Raw genomic sequence first — 18221 nt, 5'->3', positions numbered from 1 at the left:
AACCTTGAACCTCTTTTCCGTGTGGGGCCCCCCCCCGGGGGGGGGGGGGGGGGGGCGGCCCCGCCCGCCCCCCCCCCCCCGCCACGTGTTCGCTCGGGCGACCATCGGAATGCGGGGCCCGCCCGCGCCTGCGACGATCGCTGCATGATCGTTCGGCTCCGGTCACTCCTGACGCAGTGGACGGCCGTCGTGCCCGTGGTCGCGGTGATCCTGCTGGTCTTCACCTGGGGGCGCGACCTGCCCGGCGCGATCGTCGCACTGGTGACCCTCGTCCTGGCCGGGGCGGTGCTGGCCGCGGTCCACCACGCCGAGGTGGTCGCGCACCGGGTCGGCGAACCCTTCGGTTCCCTCGTCCTGGCCGTCGCGGTCACGATCATCGAAGTGGCGCTCATCGTGACCTTGATGGCGGACGGCGGCGCAAAGAGCTCGACGCTCGCCCGTGACACGGTGTTCGCGGCCGTGATGATCACGTGCAACGGCATCGTGGGACTGTGCCTGCTCGTCGCCTCCCTGCGCCACGGGCTCGCCGTCTTCAACGCGGAGGGCACCGGCGCCGCCCTGGCGACCGTCGCGACGCTGGCCACGCTCTGTCTCGTCTTCCCGACCTTCACCACCAGCAAGCCGGGCCCGGAGTTCTCCACGGTCCAGCTCACCTTCGCCGCGCTCGCCTCACTCGTCCTGTACGGCCTGTTCGTGACGACCCAGACCGTGCGGCACCGCGACTACTTCCTCCCGATCACCCGTCTGGGCGAGTTGATCGACGTGGACGAACACGCGAACGCCCCGTCCGCCCGTGCCGCCGGGATCAGCCTGGGCCTGCTCGCCCTGGCCCTCGTCGGAGTGGTCGGCCTCGCCAAGGGCGTGTCGCCCACCATCGAGTCCGGCGTCGAGGCGGCCGGTATGCCGCAGTCCGTGGTCGGTGTGATCATCGCGCTGCTCGTGCTGCTGCCGGAGACCATCGCAGCGGTCCGGTCGGCCCGCCGCGACCGGGTGCAGACGAGCCTGAACCTCGCCTTCGGCTCCGCGATGGCCAGCATCGGCCTGACGATTCCCGCGGTCGCCCTGGCGTCCGTCTGGCTCTCCGGACCGCTCGTACTCGGCCTAGGCTCCACCCATATGGTGCTGCTCGCGCTCACGGTGGTCGTGAGTTCCCTGACGGTCGTCCCCGGACGCGCGACCCCCCTCCAGGGAGGCGTGCATCTGGTGGTGTTCGCTGCGTACTTGGAGCTGGCGGTCACTCCCTAGCCGCCCGCCCGGTGGAGCCGATGCTCAGCCGGTGGAGCCGATGCTCAGCCGGTGGAGCCGATGCTCAGCCGGTGGAGCCGATGCTCAGCCGGTGGAGCCGATGCTCAGCCGGTGAAGCCGATGCTCAGCCGGTGGAGCCGATGTTCAGCCGGCGTAGCCGACGCTCACTCCGTGGCCGGTGCGACGGCCATCCGGGGCACCGGCCTGGTCTCCGGCAGCAGGGCGAAACACCCGAGGCTGAACAGGGCGACCCCCGTCAGATACGCCGCCACACCCCAGGGCACCCGCTCTCCCTCGGCCACCGCCGTCGCCACGATGGGCGTGAGCGCGCCGCCCAGGACCCCGCCCAGGTTGTAGCCCACCGCCGCCCCCGTGCAGCGCACCCGAGGCTCGTACAACTCCGGCAGATACGCGGCGATCACGGCGAACATCATGATGAACGCGAGCAGCGCCACCAGGAAGCCCAGGAACATCAACAGGGGTTCGCCGGTCGACAGCAGCGCGATCATCGGGAACATCCACAGTGCCGAGGCCGTACACCCCGCCAGACACAGCGGCCGCCGTCCGTAGCGGTCACCGAGAAGGGCCATCACGGGCGTCAGGGAGCCCTTCACCACCACGGCCGCCATGATGCAGGACAGCATGACGGTACGGCTCACCCCGAGCCGCTCGACGCCGTAGGCGAGCGCCCAGGTCGTCACCGCGTAGAACACGGCGTAGCCGACCGCGAGTCCACCGGCGGTCAGCAGGACGAGCCGCCAGTGGTCGCGCACCACCTCGGCGAGCGGCACACGCGCGTGGTCCTCCATTTCGAGGAAGCTGGGGCTCTCCGCGAGCGAACTGCGCAGCCACAGCCCCGCGGCGGCGAGCAAGCCCGCCGCCCAGAACGGCACCCGCCACCCCCATGCCGCGAACTGCGCGTCGGACAGCGTCGCCGACAGCGTCAGCATCACGCCGTTGGCCAGCACGAACCCCAGGGACGGGCCGATCTGCGGGAAACTTGACCACAGCGCGCGCCGCTCGGCGGGCGCGTGCTCAGCGGTCAGCAGCACCGCACCGCCCCACTCCCCGCCGAGCCCGAGCCCCTGCAGGAAACGCAGTACAAGAAGGAGCACGGGAGCGGCCGTACCGATCGAGTCGTACGTCGGCACGCATCCGACGGCGACGGTCGCGGCGCCGGTCAGCAACAGCGAGGCGACGAGCACCGGCCGCCGTCCGCGCCGGTCCCCGATGTGTCCGAACAGCACCGAGCCGAGCGGACGGGCGACGAAGCCGACGCCGAACGTCGCGAAGGCCGCCAGCGTTCCCGCCAGCGGTGAGAAGGTCGGGAAGAACAACGGCCCCAGGACCAGGGCTGCTGCGGTCCCGTAGACGAAGAAGTCGTAGAACTCGATGGCCGTTCCGGCGAGCGAGGCGGCCGCGAGCCGGAGCATGGAGGGCGCCCTTACGGTGCGTACGTCGTGCATGCCGCGTCAACTACCCACGGTGATCAACGGTTACGGGGGCGTGCGGGAGCATGGTGTGCGTCGGAGGCCGATCACGATGCGCCGGAGCAGACCGGCCTCGTACTGCCCGGAGCGGGTCTCATCACGGAATGGACGGCCCGTCATCGCCGCGCCGTAGCGTGATAGACCGGGTCCGAGCAGCGGTCCTCAACGGGCCGGCAGATCTGGAAGGACCGGAGGAACCGTGCCCCGCACCCTCGCCAACGCCCCGATCATGATCCTCAACGGGCCCAATCTGAACCTTCTCGGGCAGCGTCAGCCGGAGATCTACGGCTCGGACACGCTCGCGGACGTGGCGGCCCTGTGTGCCAAGGCGGCCGCCGCGCACGGCGGCACGGTGGACTTCCGCCAGTCCAACCACGAGGGCGAGCTGGTGGACTGGATCCACGAGGCGCGCCTGAACCACGCCGGGATCGTGATCAACCCGGCCGCGTACTCGCACACCTCCGTCGCGATCCTGGACGCGCTCAACGCCTGCGACGGCCTTCCGGTGGTGGAGGTCCACATCTCCAACATCCACCAGCGCGAGGCGTTCCGGCACCACTCGTACGTCTCGCAGCGGGCCGACGGGGTCATCGCGGGGTGCGGGGTGCAGGGGTACGCGTTCGCGGTGGAGCGGGTCGCGGCGCTGGCGGGGACGGGGCAGGCGCAGGCCTGACTCAGAGCCGCCCCGCCTCCACGATCCGGCGCAGGAACCGCTGGGTGCGCTCCTGCCGCGGGCTCCCGAAGAGCTCCTCGGCCGTGCCGCGTTCGAGTACCACACCGCCGTCCAGGAAGCACACCTGGTCGGCGACCTCGCGGGCGAAGCCCATCTCGTGCGTGGCCAGCACCATGGTCATGCCCTCGTCCTTCAGGTCCCGGACGACGGACAGGACCTCACCCACGAGCTCCGGGTCGAGGGCGGCGGTGATCTCGTCGAGGAGCAGCAGCCGGGGACGTACGGCCAACGCGCGGACGATCGCGGCCCGTTGCTGCTGCCCGCCGCTCAGCCGGTCGGGATACTCGCCCGCCTTCGCGCCCAGGCCGAGCCGCTCGAGCAGCTCACGCGCGTGTGCCTCGGCCTCCGCGCGGCCCACGCCGTGCACGCGGCGCGGGGCGAGCGTGATGTTCTCCAGCACGGTCATGTGCGGGAAGAGGTTGTACGCCTGGAAGACCACGCCGATCCGGCGGCGTACGGCGTCGTGGTCGGCCCTCGGGTCGGTGATCTCCTCGTCGTCCAGCCAGATCGCGCCGTCGTCGATCTCCTCGAGGAGGTTCGCACAGCGCAGCAGGGTCGACTTGCCGGAGCCGGAGGCGCCGATCAGCGCGGTCACCGTGTGAGGGGCGACCTCCAGGTCGACGTCCCGCAGTACGACGGAGTCGCCGAAGGTCTTGCGGACGGATTCCATCCGCAGCACCGGTGTGCCGGTCATATGGTCCCTCCCTGGGCCCGCTGACGGTCCATCCGGGCCGTGATCCAGTCCGTGAAGCGGGTCATCGGGATGGTCAGCGCGACGAAGACCAGTCCCGCGACGATGTACGGCGTGTAGTTGAGGCTGCGGCCCACGATGATGTCGGCGGCCCGCACCGCGTCGACCGCGCCGCCGATCGACACGAGCCCGGTGTCCTTCTGGAGGGACACCAGGTCGTTGAGGAGCGGCGGCACCTGGCGGCGTACTGCCTGGGGGAGGACGACGTAGCGCAGGGCCTGCCGGTTGGTGAGCCCGAGCGAGCGGGCCGCGGCGCGCTGCGAGGGGTGTATGGACTCGATGCCGGCGCGGAACACCTCGGCGACGTACGCCGAGTACGTCAGCGTCAGCGCCGTACCGCCCAGAAGGACCGGGTCCACGGTGACGCCCTGCAGCCGCAGCGCGGGGACGCCCAGGACCACGATCATCAGGTTGATGATGAGCGGGAGGCCGCGGAAGAAGTCCGTGTACGCGGCGGCCAGCGCCCGTACGGGGAAGAACACCGGGCCGCGCAGGGTGCGGGCGACGGCGATGAGCATGCCCAGCACGAGGACCGCGACGCCGCATATCAGGAGCAGCCGTACGTTCAGCCACAGCCCTTCCAGGACCTTGGGGAACGCCTCGCGCGCGTACTGCCCGTTGAAGAACGTCTCCTTGGTGCGCGACCAGCCGGGCGCGTTGACGACGACGAGGTACAGCACGATGCCGGTGACCAGGGTGGAGAGCGCGGCGATCGCCGTCGCGCGGCGGGCGCGGGCGCGCTTGTGGCGCTCCCGCTCGATCCGCCGTTGCGACGGGACGTACGCCTCGGGCATGTCGCCCTCGCCGGAGTCCTCTCCCGACTCCTCCTTGATGAGGGTCACTTGAGCACCGGGGCGTCGACGGCCTCGGACAGCCACTGCTTCTCGATCGAGGCGAGCGTGCCGTCCTGGCGCAGGGCGTCCACGGCCTTCGTCACGCACGAGGTCAGGGCGCTGCCCTTGTCGAGGACGAGTCCGAACTGTTCGGGCGTGCCGCCGGTGTTCTCGAACTGCCCGACGATCTTGGCGTCGGTCACCTCGGCCGCCGTGATGTAGAAAGCGGTCGGCAGGTCGACCACGATGGCGTCGACCTGGCCGTTCTTCAGCGCGGACTTGGCCTGGTCGTTCTTCGCGTACGCGGCCGGCTGCCGGGTCGGTTTCACCACGTCGTCGATGTAGTTCAGGCTGGTGGTGCCGACCTGGGCGCCCAGCTTGACGCCCTTGAGGTCCGCGATGCTCTTCGCCTTCGCGGCCTTGGAGCCCTTGAGCGCGATGACGGCCTGGCGGACGTCGTAGTAGCCGGACGAGAAGTCCACCGCCTTCTTGCGTTCGGCGCTGATCGACACCTGGTTGATGTCGAAGTCGAAGGTCTTCACGCCGGGCGCGAAGGCCTTGTTGAAGGGGACGGTCTGCCAGACGACGGCGCTCTTGTCGTAGCCGAGTTGCTTGGCCACGGCGTACGCGACCGCGGACTCGAAGCCCTTGCCGTTCGCGGGCTTGTCGTCCTTGAACCACGGCTCGTACGCGGGCTCGTCGGTCGCGATGGTCAGCTTGCCGGACGTCCGGGTGCCCAACGCGCCCTTCGCGCAGGCTTCCCCGGTTGTCCCGGAGGCCTTGGCGGAGGCTTTGTCCTCCGGCTGCGGGGCACAGCCCACGGCGACGGCGAGCAGGGCGACGGTGGCGGCGGACGCGGCGCGGCGCAGGGTGCGTTGGGCGAGATGCATGGCGGGAGAGTGACAGCGCGGCATGCCGTTTGTCGAGGTCACAGCGGTAAATGTCCGCATGGTGGGAACGTGTGTTGCGGTTCTGTGAACGCTCGATGAGAAGAGCCGCGGATCGGTCTGCGGACGGCTTTGCCGGGGCCGCCGGCCGAGGGCGGGGATCGATGGGCCGGCGGCCCGTTTCGCTTCAGGAGCCGTCGACCTGAGCGGGGCTGCTTCCAGTGGACTGCACCACCGCACGCGCCGGGAGCGCGCGCAGGGCACCGGCGCGTGCGCTCCATTCACACGGGGCGCGTGTTCGCGGACTTCACGCCCTCCCGGCCGGGGTTCGTCACTGGCCGGAGTCACCAGCCGCGCGCGTGCCACTCCGGAAGGTGAGGCCGCTCGGCGCCCAGCGTCGTGTCGTTGCCGTGCCCCGGGTAGACCCAGGTCTCGTCCGGCAGTGCGTCGAAGATCTTCGTCTCGACGTCGTGGATGAGGCTGGCGAACGCCTTCGGGTCCTTGCGGGTGTTGCCCACACCGCCGGGGAAGAGACAGTCCCCGGTGAACACGTGCGGATGCCCGTGCGGGTCGTCGTAGACGAGGGCGATCGAGCCCGGCGTGTGCCCCACGAGGTGGCGCGCGGTGAGTTCCACGCGCCCCACCCGGATCGTGTCGCCGTCGCCCACGAGGACGTCGGTCGGCACGGGGATGCCCTCGGCGTCGTCCCGGCCCGCATAGGTGCGGGCGCCGGTGGCCACCACGACCTCCGCGAGCGCCTGCCAGTGGTCGCCGTGCTGATGTGTGGTGACGACGGACGCGATGCCGTCGTCACCGATCAGCGTGAGCAGGGTGCCGGCATCGTTGGCCGCGTCGATCAGCAGCTGCTCGTCGGTGGCCCGGCAGCGCAGCAGATAGGCGTTGTTGTCCATCGGGCCGACCGCGACCTTGGAGATCATCAGGTTCTGCAGCTCGTGCACATCGGCTGGTCCGCCGACCTTCACCGCTCCGCTGTACGTCATGACGGCAGCCTATAGCGGGGGGAGCGCGGGGAGGGGCCCGCCATCGGCGCTCAGCCCCGAACCGTCGCGCCGTCCGCAGAGCCAGCCGAGCAGCGCCGGAGCGGGACCGGTCACCTTGACCTCGGGTCCGCCCTCGGCGTCGCGTCCCGTGCTCCACGCGCGCGCGCCGTCGGTGATCCGCGTGGACGGCACCTCGGTGTGTCCCGTGAAGCGATCGGCGAGGAACTCGATCTCCCGTTCCACGAACTCCTCCGGGAGATCTTCGAGCTCGTACCCGACCCCCAGATCCACGTGATGCAGCTCGACCTCGGCCCAGCGCCGGAACGGCACCCGGGCCGCGGAGTCCGTGACCCCGCCCCGCAGCTCCACCGTGCGCGACCAGTCCGCGGGCACGGCCCCCATGTCCTGGAACCGGGCCGCGCTCTCCCGCAGGTCCGCGAGCTGTACGTCCAGGGAGCGCGGCGCGTCCCGCTCGATGTCGGCGTCCCGGGCCTCCCCGGAGACGTACATGGGGCGCCCGTCGAGGACGTTCACGAGTGCGTCCGCGTTCCGGGCGAGGTGGGCGAGCACATGGCCGCGGCTCCAGCCGGGCAGCCGTGACGGCTCGGCCACGGAAGCGTTGTCCAGTTCGGCGGCTGCGTTGAGCAGTCGTTCGGTCGCGTCGCGTACAGACGCCAGGTCGCGCACATGATCCATCATGCGGCCGACCCTAGCCCCGCCACACGTTCGGGTGAAGGTGGTCGGGCACGCCCGCAAATCGAATGCACGTGCTATACCCTCGGGTGCGGCGTCGGGCATGCTGGATGGCCCGGGATTGTTGTGAACCAGGGAAAGCAACCGGCGCTGTCAGTGGCTCCCCCTAGTCTGGGAAAGACGGGGGCCTCGGCCCCTGTCACTTCTCTCAAGAAAGGTGCGGACCGGCGTGGCCGACCGTCTCATCGTCCGTGGAGCGCGCGAGCACAATCTGAAGAATGTCTCGCTCGACCTCCCGCGCGACTCGCTCATCGTCTTCACGGGCCTGTCGGGGTCGGGCAAGTCCTCGCTGGCCTTCGACACGATCTTCGCCGAGGGGCAGCGGCGTTACGTGGAGTCACTGTCCTCGTACGCCCGGCAGTTCCTCGGCCAGATGGACAAGCCGGACGTCGACTTCATCGAAGGCCTCTCCCCGGCGGTCTCCATCGACCAGAAGTCGACCTCGCGCAACCCGCGCTCGACGGTCGGCACCATCACCGAGGTCTACGACTACCTGCGCCTGCTCTTCGCGCGCATCGGCAAGCCGCACTGTCCCGAGTGCGGCCGCCCCATCACGCGCCAGTCGCCGCAGGCCATCGTCGACAGGGTTCTGGAGCTGCCCGAGGGGAGCCGCTTCCAGGTGCTGTCCCCGCTGGTGCGCGAGCGCAAGGGCGAGTTCGTCGACCTCTTCGCCGATCTCCAGACCAAGGGGTACAGCAGGGCCAGGGTCGACGGTCAGACGATCCAGCTCACCGAGCCGCCCACGCTGAAGAAGCAGGAGAAGCACACCATCGAGGTGGTCGTCGACCGCCTCACGGTGAAGGACTCCGCCAAGCGCCGCCTCACCGACTCCGTGGAGACCGCCCTCGGGCTCTCCGGCGGCATGGTCGTGCTCGACTTCGTCGACCTCCCCGAGGACGACCCCGAGCGCGAGCGCATGTACTCGGAGCACCTGTACTGCCCGTACGACGACCTGTCGTTCGAGGAGCTGGAGCCCCGCTCCTTCTCCTTCAACTCGCCCTTCGGCGCCTGCCCCGAGTGCACCGGTATCGGTACGCGCATGGAGGTCGACCCCGAGCTGATCGTCCCGGACGAGGACAAGTCCCTCGACGAGGGCGCCATCCACCCCTGGTCGCACGGGCACACCAAGGACTACTTCGGACGGCTCGTCGGAGCCCTCGCCGACGCGTTGGGATTCCGGACCGACATCCCCTTCGCCGGTCTCCCGCAGCGCGCCAAGAAGGCCCTGCTCTACGGCCACAAGACGCAGATCGAGGTGCGCTACCGCAACCGCTACGGGCGCGAGCGTGTCTACACCACGCCCTTCGAAGGGGCCGTTCCCTTCATCAAGCGGCGGCACAGCGAGTCCGAGAGCGACGCCAGCCGCGAGCGCTTCGAGGGCTATATGCGCGAGGTGCCCTGCCCCACCTGTGAGGGCACCCGCCTCAAGCCGCTCATCCTCGCCGTCACCGTCATGGAGAAGTCGATCGCGGAGGTCTCCGCGATGTCGATCAGCGACTGCGCGGACTTCCTGGGCAAGCTGAAGCTCGACGCGCGCGACAAGAAGATCGCCGAGCGCGTCCTGAAGGAGGTCAACGAACGGCTGCGCTTCCTGGTCGACGTCGGCCTCGACTACCTGTCGCTCAACCGCGCGGCCGGCACGCTCTCCGGCGGCGAGGCCCAGCGCATCCGCCTGGCCACCCAGATCGGCTCCGGCCTCGTCGGCGTCCTGTACGTCCTCGACGAGCCGTCCATCGGCCTGCACCAGCGCGACAACCACCGGCTGATCGAGACCCTGGTCCGGCTGCGCGACATGGGCAACACGCTCATCGTCGTCGAGCACGACGAGGACACCATCAAGGTCGCCGACTGGGTCGTCGACATCGGGCCCGGAGCGGGCGAGCACGGCGGCAAGGTCGTGCACAGCGGCCCCTTGAAGGAGCTGCTCGCCAACCCCGAGTCGATGACCGGCCAGTACTTGTCGGGCGAGAGGGAGATCGCGCTTCCGGACATCCGCCGCCCCGCCGACCCGGGCCGCAGACTCACCGTGCACGGCGCCCGTGAGAACAACCTCCAGGACATCGACGTGTCCTTCCCGCTGGGCGTGCTCACGGCGGTCACGGGTGTCTCGGGTTCCGGCAAGTCGACGCTGGTCAACGACATCCTGTACACGCACCTGGCGCGCGAGCTCAACGGCGCCCGGAGCGTTCCCGGGCGGCACACGCGCGTGGACGGCGACGACCTCGTCGACAAGGTCGTGCACGTCGACCAGTCGCCCATCGGCCGCACCCCGCGGTCGAACCCGGCGACGTACACAGGAGTCTTCGACCACGTCCGCAAGCTGTTCGCCGAGACGACCGAGGCGAAGGTGCGGGGCTACATGCCCGGCCGCTTCTCCTTCAACGTCAAGGGCGGCCGCTGCGAGAACTGCTCGGGCGACGGCACCATCAAGATCGAGATGAACTTCCTGCCGGACGTGTACGTCCCCTGCGAGGTCTGCCACGGGGCGCGCTACAACCGGGAGACCCTGGAGGTCCACTACAAGGGCAAGTCCATCTCCGAGGTCCTCGACATGCCGATCGAGGAGGCCCTCGGGTTCTTCGAGGCCGTCCCCGCGATCGCCCGCCACCTGCGCACGCTCAACGACGTCGGTCTCGGCTACGTCCGGCTCGGTCAGTCCGCGCCGACGCTGTCCGGCGGCGAGGCCCAGCGCGTCAAGCTCGCCAGCGAGCTGCAGAAGCGTTCCACGGGCCGCACGGTGTACGTGCTGGACGAGCCGACCACGGGTCTGCACTTCGAGGACATCAGCAAGCTGATCACGGTGCTCTCCGGGCTGGTCGACAAGGGCAACACGGTCATCGTCATCGAGCACAACCTCGACGTCATCAAGACCGCCGACTGGGTCGTCGACATGGGCCCGGAGGGCGGCAACGGCGGTGGTCTCGTGGTCGCCGAGGGCACGCCCGAGCAGGTCGCCGGGGTTCCGGCCAGCCACACCGGCAAGTTCCTGCGCGACGTCCTGGGCGCGGACCGGATCAGCGACGCCGCCTCCGTACCGGCCCCCCGCAAGGCGGCGGCCAAGAAGGCGGTCGCGGCCAAGTCGACGGCCAGGAAGACGACCACGAAGGCCGTGAACAACACGGCCACGAAGAAGGCCGCCGCGGCCACCAGGACGACGGCCACGAAGAAGGCGACCCCCGCGAAGAGGACCACGCGGGCACGCGAGGCCTGATCCGGCCGGACGGGCCAGGCCAGACACGTCACGAAAAACACGGTGCCCCATGGGAACTCCCCATGGGGCACCGCCCGTTGCACGGTCAGCCGTCCTTGGATCACATCGGGCGCAGAGGATCCAGCCGCCTCAGGGGGCTTCGAGTTCCGCGGCGAACGGCGGCTCCGCGCCCGCTCGTGAGCAGGTGATTGCCGCCGCGCGGGCCGCGAACCGCAGCAGCTCGCTCCAGCCGCCGGGGCCCAGTTCGGCCAGCGCCGCCGGGGACAGCGCGTCCCGCGTGGCCAGGCCGTGCAGCAGGGCCGCGTTCACCGTGTCTCCGGCGCCGATGGTGTCCACGACCTCGACCGGCTCACCGGGCACGGAGTGGGCGGAGCCGTCCTGGGTGAACACCGTCAGGCCGTCGCCGCCCTGGGTGATCACGACGGCCGCGGGACCGGACGCCAGCCACTCGCGCGGGGTGCCGCCCAGCCACAGCGCGTCCTCCTCGGAGAGCTTGAGGAGCGACACCGACGGCAGCCAGCTCTTGAAGCGGGCCCGATAGGCGTCCGCGTCGGGGATGAGCACGGCCCGGATGTTCGGGTCGAGCGTGGTGAACACACCGCGCGCGGCGGCGGCCCGCATCAGCTCCTCGTAGGCGCTCGCGCCCGGCTCCAGCACCAGCGAGCAGGTCCCGAAGGACACCGCCCGGGTGGCGTCCGGGAGGCGGTCCGGTGCGGCGAACAGGCGGTCGGCCGTGCCCTCGACGTAGAAGGAGTACGCCGCCGAGCCGCCCGCGTCGATGGAGGCGACGGCGAGGGTCGTCGGCTCCGTCCCGCGCTGCACGGAGGAGACATCGACGCCCGCCTCGTGCAGCCCGCCGAGGAGCGCCTCACCGAAGGCGTCGTACGAGACCCGGGAGCAGAAGGCGGTGGGGGAGCCGAGGCGGCCCAGCGCGACCGCCGTGTTGTAGGGGCCGCCGCCGCGTGCGGGCCGCAGACCGACGAGCGCGCCCGCGCCCTGCGGTACCAGGTCGATCAGGGCCTCACCGGCGACGACGATCACGACAGGGATCCTTTCGCGGGACTTTTCTGACTCAGGTCGGTGTGGGTGGCCCCCGACGTCCTGGGGGGCTCGGCGCAGCCGCACGAGGTGCGGTGGACGAAGGCGCAGGGGAGTCGCACGGTGCGGGCCGGGTGGTCCGGCGAGGCGAGCCGTTCCAGGAGCAGCCGGACGGCCTGCGCGCCGATCTCCTTGCTGGGCTGGGAGATCGCGGTCAGCCGGGGCGCGAACAGATCCGCCCAGGCGAAGTCGTCGAAGCAGCACAGCGCCAGGTCGTCCGGCACGGACAGAGCGTGTTCGCGCAGGGCGCGCAGGGCTCCGATGGTCATCGCGTTGTTTCCGGTGACCAGCGCGGTCGGGGGCGCCGCCAGGGACAGCAGCGCGTCGGCGGCACGTTCGGCGGCCGTCGCCTCGGAGTCGCCGTGTGCCACGAGCCGTTCGTCGTAGGGGAGTCCGGCGCCCGCGAGGCCGTGGCGGTAGCCGGAGATCCGCTCGTCGGTGGTGCTGAGCCCGGGCAGGCCCGCGACGAGTCCGATGCGCCGGTGACCCCGTTCGGCGAGATGCCCGACCAGCTGTGCCATCGGCTCGGCGTTCTCGGCGCAGACCTGGTCGAAGCGGAAGGGGTGGCCCGCCGGGGCCTCGACCAGGCGGTCCAGGAAGACGGCCGGCACGTTGTGCTTCCCCAGATAGCGCAGGAGTGCGTCCGGATCGGCGGAGGGCGCGACGATCAGACCGTCGACGCGTCGCTCGTGCAGCAGCTGGACGACCTTCCGCTCGTGCTGGGGGTCGTCGTGGGGATCGGCGAGGAGCAGCCCGTATCCGTGCTCCAGGGCGCCCGCCTCGACGCCCTGGAGGATCTCCGTGAAGTACGGGTTGCTGATCGCCGACACCGCGAGGCCGATGGACCGGGTGCGTGCGGTGACCAGCGAACGGGCCAGGGTGTTGGGCGTGTAGCCGAGCGCGTCGATGGCGTCCAGGACGGCCTGGCGGGTGTGGGGCAGCACAGGGCGCGTGTCGTTGAGCACATGGGAGACGGTCGCCACGGACACTCCCGCGTGCGCCGCCACGTCGACCATCGTTGCCATCGCCCTGCCTCGCCTCTCCCCGGGCGGCCCTCTGGGGCCCTCCCCGAACTCTCGGCCTGCTCCGGCGGGAACGTATCGCATTCGCGGGTGGACGTAAACGCTTGCGCAAACGTTTACGTCCTGTCACTCACACCTGTGCGGACCCCCTCCAGGCGGAATGATCCGTACCGGTATCGTCGACACACACCCGGCCCCGACCTGTGGAGACGCCATGCCTGCCCGCCGTACCGTCCTGCGAGGAGCGGCGCTCGCCCCGGTCGCCGGGATCGCCCTCAGTGCCTGCTCCGGCAGCGGTGGCGGGACGCCGGCGACGCCGACCGCCCCGGTCGAGCTGGGTGCGGAGAGCGAGATCGCCAAGGGCGCCGCCAAGCTGTACCGGGAAGAGAACGTCGTGGTCAGCCGCGCCGAGAACGGCTCCCTGAAAGCGTTCAGCACGATCTGCACGCACGCCGGGTGCGCCATCAACAAGCTTCAGGGCACGACGCTCATCTGCCCGTGCCACGGCAGCGAATTCGACGCGGCGACGGGCAAGGTGCTGCAGGCCCCGGCCACCGTGGCGCTGAAGGAGCTGTCCGTGGAGGCCAAGGGCGGCAGGATCGTCGCGGGTCCCTGACCGCGGGCGCGGTGACGCCGTGTTCCCGGCCGGCCGGGATCACTCCCAGTCCCAGCCGATGCCCACGATGCCCGACCGCACCCGCGGCTCGACGAGATGCACCGAGCGGTGGCGCCCGCTGAGGGGGAGCTCCTGGCGGCCGCTGCGTGGCGCCGCCGCCGAGTGCTGGGTGAACCGGTGGCAGCGCACGGGCAGTACCTCCTCGGCGAACCGCACCTGGAGGGCGTACTGCCCGCCCGCGAAGCCGAACCCGCGTACGTACTCGCTGGACGCACCGGCCGTGCCGTCCTCGAAGCCGTAGCGGAACAGGAACGTATCTCCTGCGCGCAGCCGCGTGTCGAAGAGCAGCTCGGCGACCAGCACTCCGGTGTCGTGGTGCCAGCGGACCCGTCCCGTACGGCAGTTTTCCAGGGCTCGGACGGCCGTGCGCTCCGGGGCGCAGCCCGGGTCGCCGTGGTGGACGGCCACATAGCGGTCCACACCGTCCTTGTAGGCCCGCACGATGTGGTGGGACTCACGCGCGAGCAGCTCGCGGTGCGTGCCTATCCGGACGAGTTCGTGGTGACCGAGGGTGTGCAGCCCGCCGTCGAGCGGTGACTCCAGCTCGGCCAGGAGCCGCTCCAGGACGCCGGAGGCCTCCACCAGGGAGCGGTACGAGCGGCCGGTGGGGCGCTGGGGGGCGCAGCGCTCGTCGGCCTTGGCCAGCAGCCGGATCAGCGATTCGTCCGGGAGCTGGAGGATCTCCTCCAGAGCGCGTACGGCGCGCAGCGACTCGGGGCGCTGCGGACGCCGGGCGCCCTGCTGCCAGTAACTCAGGCTCGTGACCCCGACTTTGACCCCGTACCGCGACAGGTGGTGCTGCACGCGCTGCAGGGGCAGGCCGCGTGCGGCGATCGCGGCGCGCAGCGCGACATGGAAGGGGCCGCCCGCCAGGGCCGTCTCCAGTTCCGCGATGGCGACGTCCGCGTGCTGTGTGCCGTACCGCATGCAGGGGCCTTTCTGTGAATGTTCACAACGGCTGGTCAGACCGTTGGATGCAGGTCGTCGGGGGCGCCCGGCCGGCGCGCGGGGCTTGTTCACACGCGCCTGTCGCCGTCCACGACCCCGAGTTCCCACGCATTGAAGCGTGTTGACCAAGCCCCGACAACACCTGATACGCAACCTACTCAACCTGCCGTACCGCCCTCTGGCCGATCTGCGATCGCGGTCCCGGCAGCTGAGTCCACGGGTGGGCCGGGAGGTCGTCGCGGTGTCAGCCCTCGCCAGTAGGGTGTGTGACATGGCCGACCCCTCCAGCTACCGCCCCAAGCCGGGACAGATCCCGGACTCTCCCGGGGTGTACAAATTCCGCGACGAGCACCGCCGGGTGATCTACGTCGGAAAGGCGAAAAGCCTGCGCCAGCGCCTGGCCAGCTACTTCCAGGACCTGGCGGGCCTCCACCCCCGCACCCGCACCATGGTCACCACGGCCGCGTCCGTGGAGTGGACAGTGGTGTCCACGGAGGTCGAGGCGCTGCAGCTGGAGTACTCCTGGATCAAGGAGTTCGACCCCCGGTTCAACGTCAAGTACCGCGACGACAAGAGCTACCCCTACCTCGCGGTGACGATGAACGAGGAGTTCCCGCGGGTGCAGGTGATGCGCGGCCACAAGCGCAAGGGCGTGCGCTATTTCGGTCCGTACGGGCACGCGTGGGCGATCCGCGACACCGTCGACCTGCTGCTGCGCGTCTTCCCGGTCCGCACCTGCTCGGCGGGCGTCTTCAAGAACGCCGCCCGCACCGGACGCCCCTGCCTCCTGGGCTACATCGGCAAGTGCTCCGCCCCCTGTGTCGGGCGGGTCTCCGCCGAGGAACACCTTGACCTGGCCGAGGAGTTCTGCGACTTCATGGCCGGCCGTACGGGGACGTACATCCGCCGCCTCGAGAAGCAGATGACGGACGCGGCCGAGGAGATGGAGTACGAGCGGGCGGCCCGTCTGCGCGACGACATCGAGGCCCTGAAGAAGGCCATGGAGAAGAACGCGGTCGTGCTCGCCGACGCGACCGACGCCGACCTGATGGCCGTCGCCGAGGACGAGCTGGAAGCCGCCGTGCAGATCTTCCACGTGCGTGGCGGCCGGGTGCGCGGCCAGCGCGGCTGGGTCACCGACAAGGTGGAGGCCGTCACCACCGGAGACCTGGTCGAACACGCGCTGCAGCAGCTCTACGGGGAGGAGAGGGGCGACTCCGTCCCCAAGGAAGTGCTCGTCCCGGCACTGCCCGACCCCGTGGAGCCCGTCCAGGAGTGGCTGACCGAGCGCCGCGGGTCGAACGTGTCCCTGCGCATCCCGCAGCGCGGCGACAAGAAGGCGCTCATGGAGACCGTGCAACGCAACGCGCTCCAGGCGCTCGGCCTGCACAAGACCAAGCGCGCCTCCGACCTGACCACCCGATCGCGCGCGCTGGAGGAGATCGCCGGAGCCCTCGACCTGGACAGTGCCCCGCTCCGGATCGAGTGCTACGACATCTCGCACCTCCAGGGTGACGACGTGGTCGCCTCCATGGTCGTCTTCGAGGACGGGCTGCAGCGCAAGAGCGAGTACCGGCGCTTCCAGATCAAGGGCTTCGAGGGCCAGGACGACGTCCGCTCCATGCACGAGGTGATCACCCGCCGCTTCAGGCGCTATCTCGCCGAGAAGGAGCGGACGGGCGAGTGGACGGACGGCGAGAACGTCTCCACCGACGGGGCCTCCACCGAAAGCGCCACCCCGGGGAATGCCACTCCGGTGACCGCCACTTCGGCGACCGCCACTCTGGAGAGTGACACCACGGGGAACGCCTTCGCGGGGAACGCCTTCACCGAAGAGGACGGCCGCCCCAAGCGCTTCGCCTACCCTCCGCAACTCGTCGTCGTCGACGGTGGCCAGCCGCAGGTCGCGGCGGCCAAGAGGGCCCTCGACGAACTGGGCATCGACGACATCGCCGTCTGCGGCCTCGCCAAGCGTCTGGAGGAGGTCTGGCTGCCGCACGAGGACGACCCGGTGGTCCTGCCCCGCACCAGCGAGGGCCTGTACCTGCTCCAGCGGGTCCGTGACGAGGCCCACCGCTTCGCCATCACCTACCAGCGCACCAAGCGGGCCAAGCGTTTCAAGGCGAGCCCGCTGGATGAGGTGCCGGGCCTCGGCGAGACCCGCAAGCAGGCGCTGATCAAGCACTTCGGCTCGGTGAAGAAGCTGCGATCCGCGACCATCGACCAGATCTGCGAGGTCCCCGGCATAGGCCGCAAGACCGCCGAGGCAGTCGCCGTGGCCCTCGCCCAGGCGGCTCCGGCCGCACCCGCCGTGAACACGGCGACTGGAGAGATCATGGAAGACGAGGAAGCCGGGGCGTCCGCCATCACCACGGGCTCCCCGGAGGAGCCCGTGCCCGCGGGCGCCTCGCACGAGCGACGGGGGCAGGAGACATGAGCGACAACGAGCGACAAGAGAACCCAGCACAGACTGAACAACCGGCCGAGCAACCGGCCGGACCGCAGACCGGACAGACGGCCGCACCACAGGCCGCCGACGAGACCCAGGGGGGTACGACGATGGAGACGCCCGCGGTGCCCGAAGCCGCCATCCCCGAGCTGGTGATCATCTCCGGGATGTCCGGGGCGGGCCGGTCGACGGCCGCCAAGTGTCTGGAGGACCTCGGCTGGTTCGTCGTCGACAACCTGCCGCCCGCGCTGATCCCCACGATGGTGGAGCTCGGCGCCCGCTCGCAGGGCAACGTGGCGAGGATCGCGGTCGTCGTCGACGTACGAGGACGCCGCTTCTTCGACAACCTCCGCGAGTCCCTCGCCGACCTGGAGGCGAAGAACGTCACCCGGCGGATCGTCTTCCTGGAGTCCTCCGACGAGGCCCTGGTGCGCCGCTTCGAGTCCGTGCGCCGCCCCCACCCCCTCCAGGGCGACGGCCGTATCGTCGACGGCATCGACGCCGAGCGCGAGCTGCTGCGTGAGCTGCGCGGCGACGCCGACCTGGTCATCGACACCTCCAGCCTGAACGTGCACGAGCTGCGCGCCAAGATGGACGCCCAGTTCGCAGGCGAGGAGGAGCCCGAGCTGCGGGCCACCGTCATGTCCTTCGGTTTCAAGTACGGCCTTCCGGTCGACGCCGACCTGGTCGTGGACATGCGCTTCCTGCCCAACCCGCACTGGGTCCCGGAGCTGCGCCCCTTCACCGGCCTGAACGAGGAGGTGTCGGCGTACGTCTTCAACCAGCCCGGCGCCAAGGAGTTCCTCGACCGCTACACCGAACTGCTCCAGCTCATCGCCGCCGGCTACCGCCGCGAGGGCAAGCGCTATGTGACCATCGCGGTCGGCTGCACCGGCGGCAAGCACCGCTCGGTCGCCACCTCCGAGAAGCTCGCCGCTCGCCTCGCCTCGCAGGGCGTGGAGACCGTGGTCGTCCACCGGGACATGGGGCGCGAGTGACCGGACGTGCCGCACTGCGGCTGAGCAGGCTGCGCCGGGTCGCCTCCGAGGGACGCGGCGACAGGCCCGCCGAGGCACGCGGCGGGAAGCCGCGCCGCCGCGGTGCCCAGCCCAAGGTCGTCGCCC

The 18221-nt window shown here is 70.5% G+C and carries 15 protein-coding genes; 6 read left to right on the top strand and 9 right to left on the bottom strand.

Annotated elements, in window-relative coordinates:
* The first annotated feature begins 144 nt into the window (after positions 1-144).
* A complete protein-coding gene (locus ABZ656_RS47520; RefSeq protein WP_101405780.1) occupies positions 145-1245 on the top strand; it encodes an ionic transporter y4hA in 1101 nt (366 codons plus the stop codon).
* Between the two features lie 164 nt (positions 1246-1409).
* Here the strand turns inward: ABZ656_RS47520 and ABZ656_RS47515 are convergent, their stop codons facing one another.
* Positions 1410-2711: an MFS transporter gene (locus tag ABZ656_RS47515; RefSeq protein WP_360277415.1), complete on the bottom strand. Its 1302-nt coding sequence runs from the start codon at positions 2709-2711 to the stop codon at positions 1410-1412.
* A gap of 223 nt (positions 2712-2934) precedes the next feature.
* Between ABZ656_RS47515 and aroQ the strand changes: the two genes are divergently transcribed.
* Positions 2935-3408, top strand: a complete 474-nt coding sequence (aroQ, locus tag ABZ656_RS47510; protein ID WP_054235938.1) for a type II 3-dehydroquinate dehydratase — start codon at positions 2935-2937, stop codon at positions 3406-3408.
* A gap of 1 nt (position 3409) precedes the next feature.
* Here the strand turns inward: aroQ and ABZ656_RS47505 are convergent, their stop codons facing one another.
* From ABZ656_RS47505 to ABZ656_RS47485, 5 genes are all read right to left on the bottom strand, one after another.
* Complete coding sequence (locus ABZ656_RS47505) at positions 3410-4162, bottom strand: amino acid ABC transporter ATP-binding protein (RefSeq protein ID WP_101405782.1); 753 nt, start codon at positions 4160-4162, stop codon at positions 3410-3412.
* Positions 4159-5061: an amino acid ABC transporter permease gene (locus ABZ656_RS47500; protein ID WP_101405783.1), complete on the bottom strand. Its 903-nt coding sequence runs from the start codon at positions 5059-5061 to the stop codon at positions 4159-4161. The genes ABZ656_RS47505 and ABZ656_RS47500 overlap by 4 nt, the downstream gene beginning before the upstream one ends.
* Positions 5058-5942 (bottom strand): ABC transporter substrate-binding protein, encoded by an 885-nt coding sequence (locus ABZ656_RS47495; protein WP_101405784.1) that lies wholly within the window; start codon positions 5940-5942, stop codon positions 5058-5060. Before ABZ656_RS47495 ends, ABZ656_RS47500 begins: the two co-directional genes overlap by 4 nt.
* 341 nt (positions 5943-6283) lie before the next feature.
* Complete coding sequence (locus ABZ656_RS47490) at positions 6284-6940, bottom strand: MBL fold metallo-hydrolase (protein ID WP_075026258.1); 657 nt, start codon at positions 6938-6940, stop codon at positions 6284-6286.
* A gap of 9 nt (positions 6941-6949) precedes the next feature.
* Complete coding sequence (locus tag ABZ656_RS47485; protein ID WP_101405785.1) at positions 6950-7639, bottom strand: maleylpyruvate isomerase family mycothiol-dependent enzyme; 690 nt, start codon at positions 7637-7639, stop codon at positions 6950-6952.
* Positions 7640-7862: 223 nt separating this feature from the next.
* On the opposite strand from ABZ656_RS47485, the gene uvrA reads away from it, so the two are divergent.
* The gene (uvrA, locus tag ABZ656_RS47480) at positions 7863-10904 is read left to right on the top strand and encodes an excinuclease ABC subunit UvrA (RefSeq protein ID WP_101405786.1); all 3042 of its coding nucleotides are present in this window, start codon (positions 7863-7865) and stop codon (positions 10902-10904) included.
* 129 nt (positions 10905-11033) lie between these two features.
* Here uvrA and ABZ656_RS47475 read toward each other — a convergent pair whose 3' ends face one another.
* Positions 11034-11945 carry a carbohydrate kinase gene (locus ABZ656_RS47475; protein WP_101405787.1) on the bottom strand — a complete coding sequence of 304 codons (912 nt, stop codon included), beginning with the start codon at positions 11943-11945 and terminating at the stop codon, positions 11034-11036.
* Positions 11942-13027, bottom strand: a complete 1086-nt coding sequence (locus ABZ656_RS47470; RefSeq protein WP_101405788.1) for a LacI family DNA-binding transcriptional regulator — start codon at positions 13025-13027, stop codon at positions 11942-11944. The genes ABZ656_RS47475 and ABZ656_RS47470 overlap by 4 nt, the downstream gene beginning before the upstream one ends.
* 211 nt (positions 13028-13238) lie before the next feature.
* Between ABZ656_RS47470 and ABZ656_RS47465 the strand changes: the two genes are divergently transcribed.
* A complete protein-coding gene (locus ABZ656_RS47465; RefSeq protein WP_101405789.1) occupies positions 13239-13640 on the top strand; it encodes a Rieske (2Fe-2S) protein in 402 nt (133 codons plus the stop codon).
* A gap of 39 nt (positions 13641-13679) precedes the next feature.
* Here ABZ656_RS47465 and ABZ656_RS47460 read toward each other — a convergent pair whose 3' ends face one another.
* Positions 13680-14627 (bottom strand): hypothetical protein, encoded by a 948-nt coding sequence (locus ABZ656_RS47460; RefSeq protein ID WP_101405790.1) that lies wholly within the window; start codon positions 14625-14627, stop codon positions 13680-13682.
* Positions 14628-14919: 292 nt separating this feature from the next.
* On the opposite strand from ABZ656_RS47460, the gene uvrC reads away from it, so the two are divergent.
* The gene (gene uvrC, locus ABZ656_RS47455; RefSeq protein ID WP_360277404.1) at positions 14920-17085 is read left to right on the top strand and encodes an excinuclease ABC subunit UvrC; all 2166 of its coding nucleotides are present in this window, start codon (positions 14920-14922) and stop codon (positions 17083-17085) included.
* Complete coding sequence (gene rapZ, locus ABZ656_RS47450; protein WP_101405792.1) at positions 17082-18095, top strand: RNase adapter RapZ; 1014 nt, start codon at positions 17082-17084, stop codon at positions 18093-18095. Before uvrC ends, rapZ begins: the two co-directional genes overlap by 4 nt.
* Positions 18096-18221 lie beyond the last annotated feature (126 nt).

The organism is Streptomyces sp. NPDC007095, from assembly GCF_040634475.1.
Classification (GTDB): domain Bacteria; phylum Actinomycetota; class Actinomycetes; order Streptomycetales; family Streptomycetaceae; genus Streptomyces.
The sequence above is the reverse complement of the archived record's forward strand: the minus strand, read 5'-3'. Positions and strand labels throughout refer to the sequence as shown.

Excerpts from the sequence above, each read along its gene's own strand:
- ABZ656_RS47460 (WP_101405790.1), bottom strand. The coding sequence starts at position 14,627 with ATGCGGTACGGCACACAGCACGCGGACGTCGCCATCGCGGAACTGGAG.
- ABZ656_RS47470 (WP_101405788.1), bottom strand. The coding sequence starts at position 13,027 with ATGGCAACGATGGTCGACGTGGCGGCGCACGCGGGAGTGTCCGTGGCG.
- ABZ656_RS47515 (WP_360277415.1), bottom strand. The coding sequence starts at position 2,711 with ATGCACGACGTACGCACCGTAAGGGCGCCCTCCATGCTCCGGCTCGCG.
- ABZ656_RS47505 (WP_101405782.1), bottom strand. The coding sequence starts at position 4,162 with ATGACCGGCACACCGGTGCTGCGGATGGAATCCGTCCGCAAGACCTTC.
- rapZ (WP_101405792.1), top strand. The coding sequence starts at position 17,082 with ATGAGCGACAACGAGCGACAAGAGAACCCAGCACAGACTGAACAACCG.
- ABZ656_RS47465 (WP_101405789.1), top strand. The coding sequence starts at position 13,239 with ATGCCTGCCCGCCGTACCGTCCTGCGAGGAGCGGCGCTCGCCCCGGTC.
- ABZ656_RS47495 (WP_101405784.1), bottom strand. The coding sequence starts at position 5,942 with ATGCATCTCGCCCAACGCACCCTGCGCCGCGCCGCGTCCGCCGCCACC.
- ABZ656_RS47520 (WP_101405780.1), top strand. The coding sequence starts at position 145 with ATGATCGTTCGGCTCCGGTCACTCCTGACGCAGTGGACGGCCGTCGTG.
- uvrC (WP_360277404.1), top strand. The coding sequence starts at position 14,920 with ATGGCCGACCCCTCCAGCTACCGCCCCAAGCCGGGACAGATCCCGGAC.
- ABZ656_RS47490 (WP_075026258.1), bottom strand. The coding sequence starts at position 6,940 with ATGACGTACAGCGGAGCGGTGAAGGTCGGCGGACCAGCCGATGTGCAC.
- ABZ656_RS47485 (WP_101405785.1), bottom strand. The coding sequence starts at position 7,639 with ATGATGGATCATGTGCGCGACCTGGCGTCTGTACGCGACGCGACCGAA.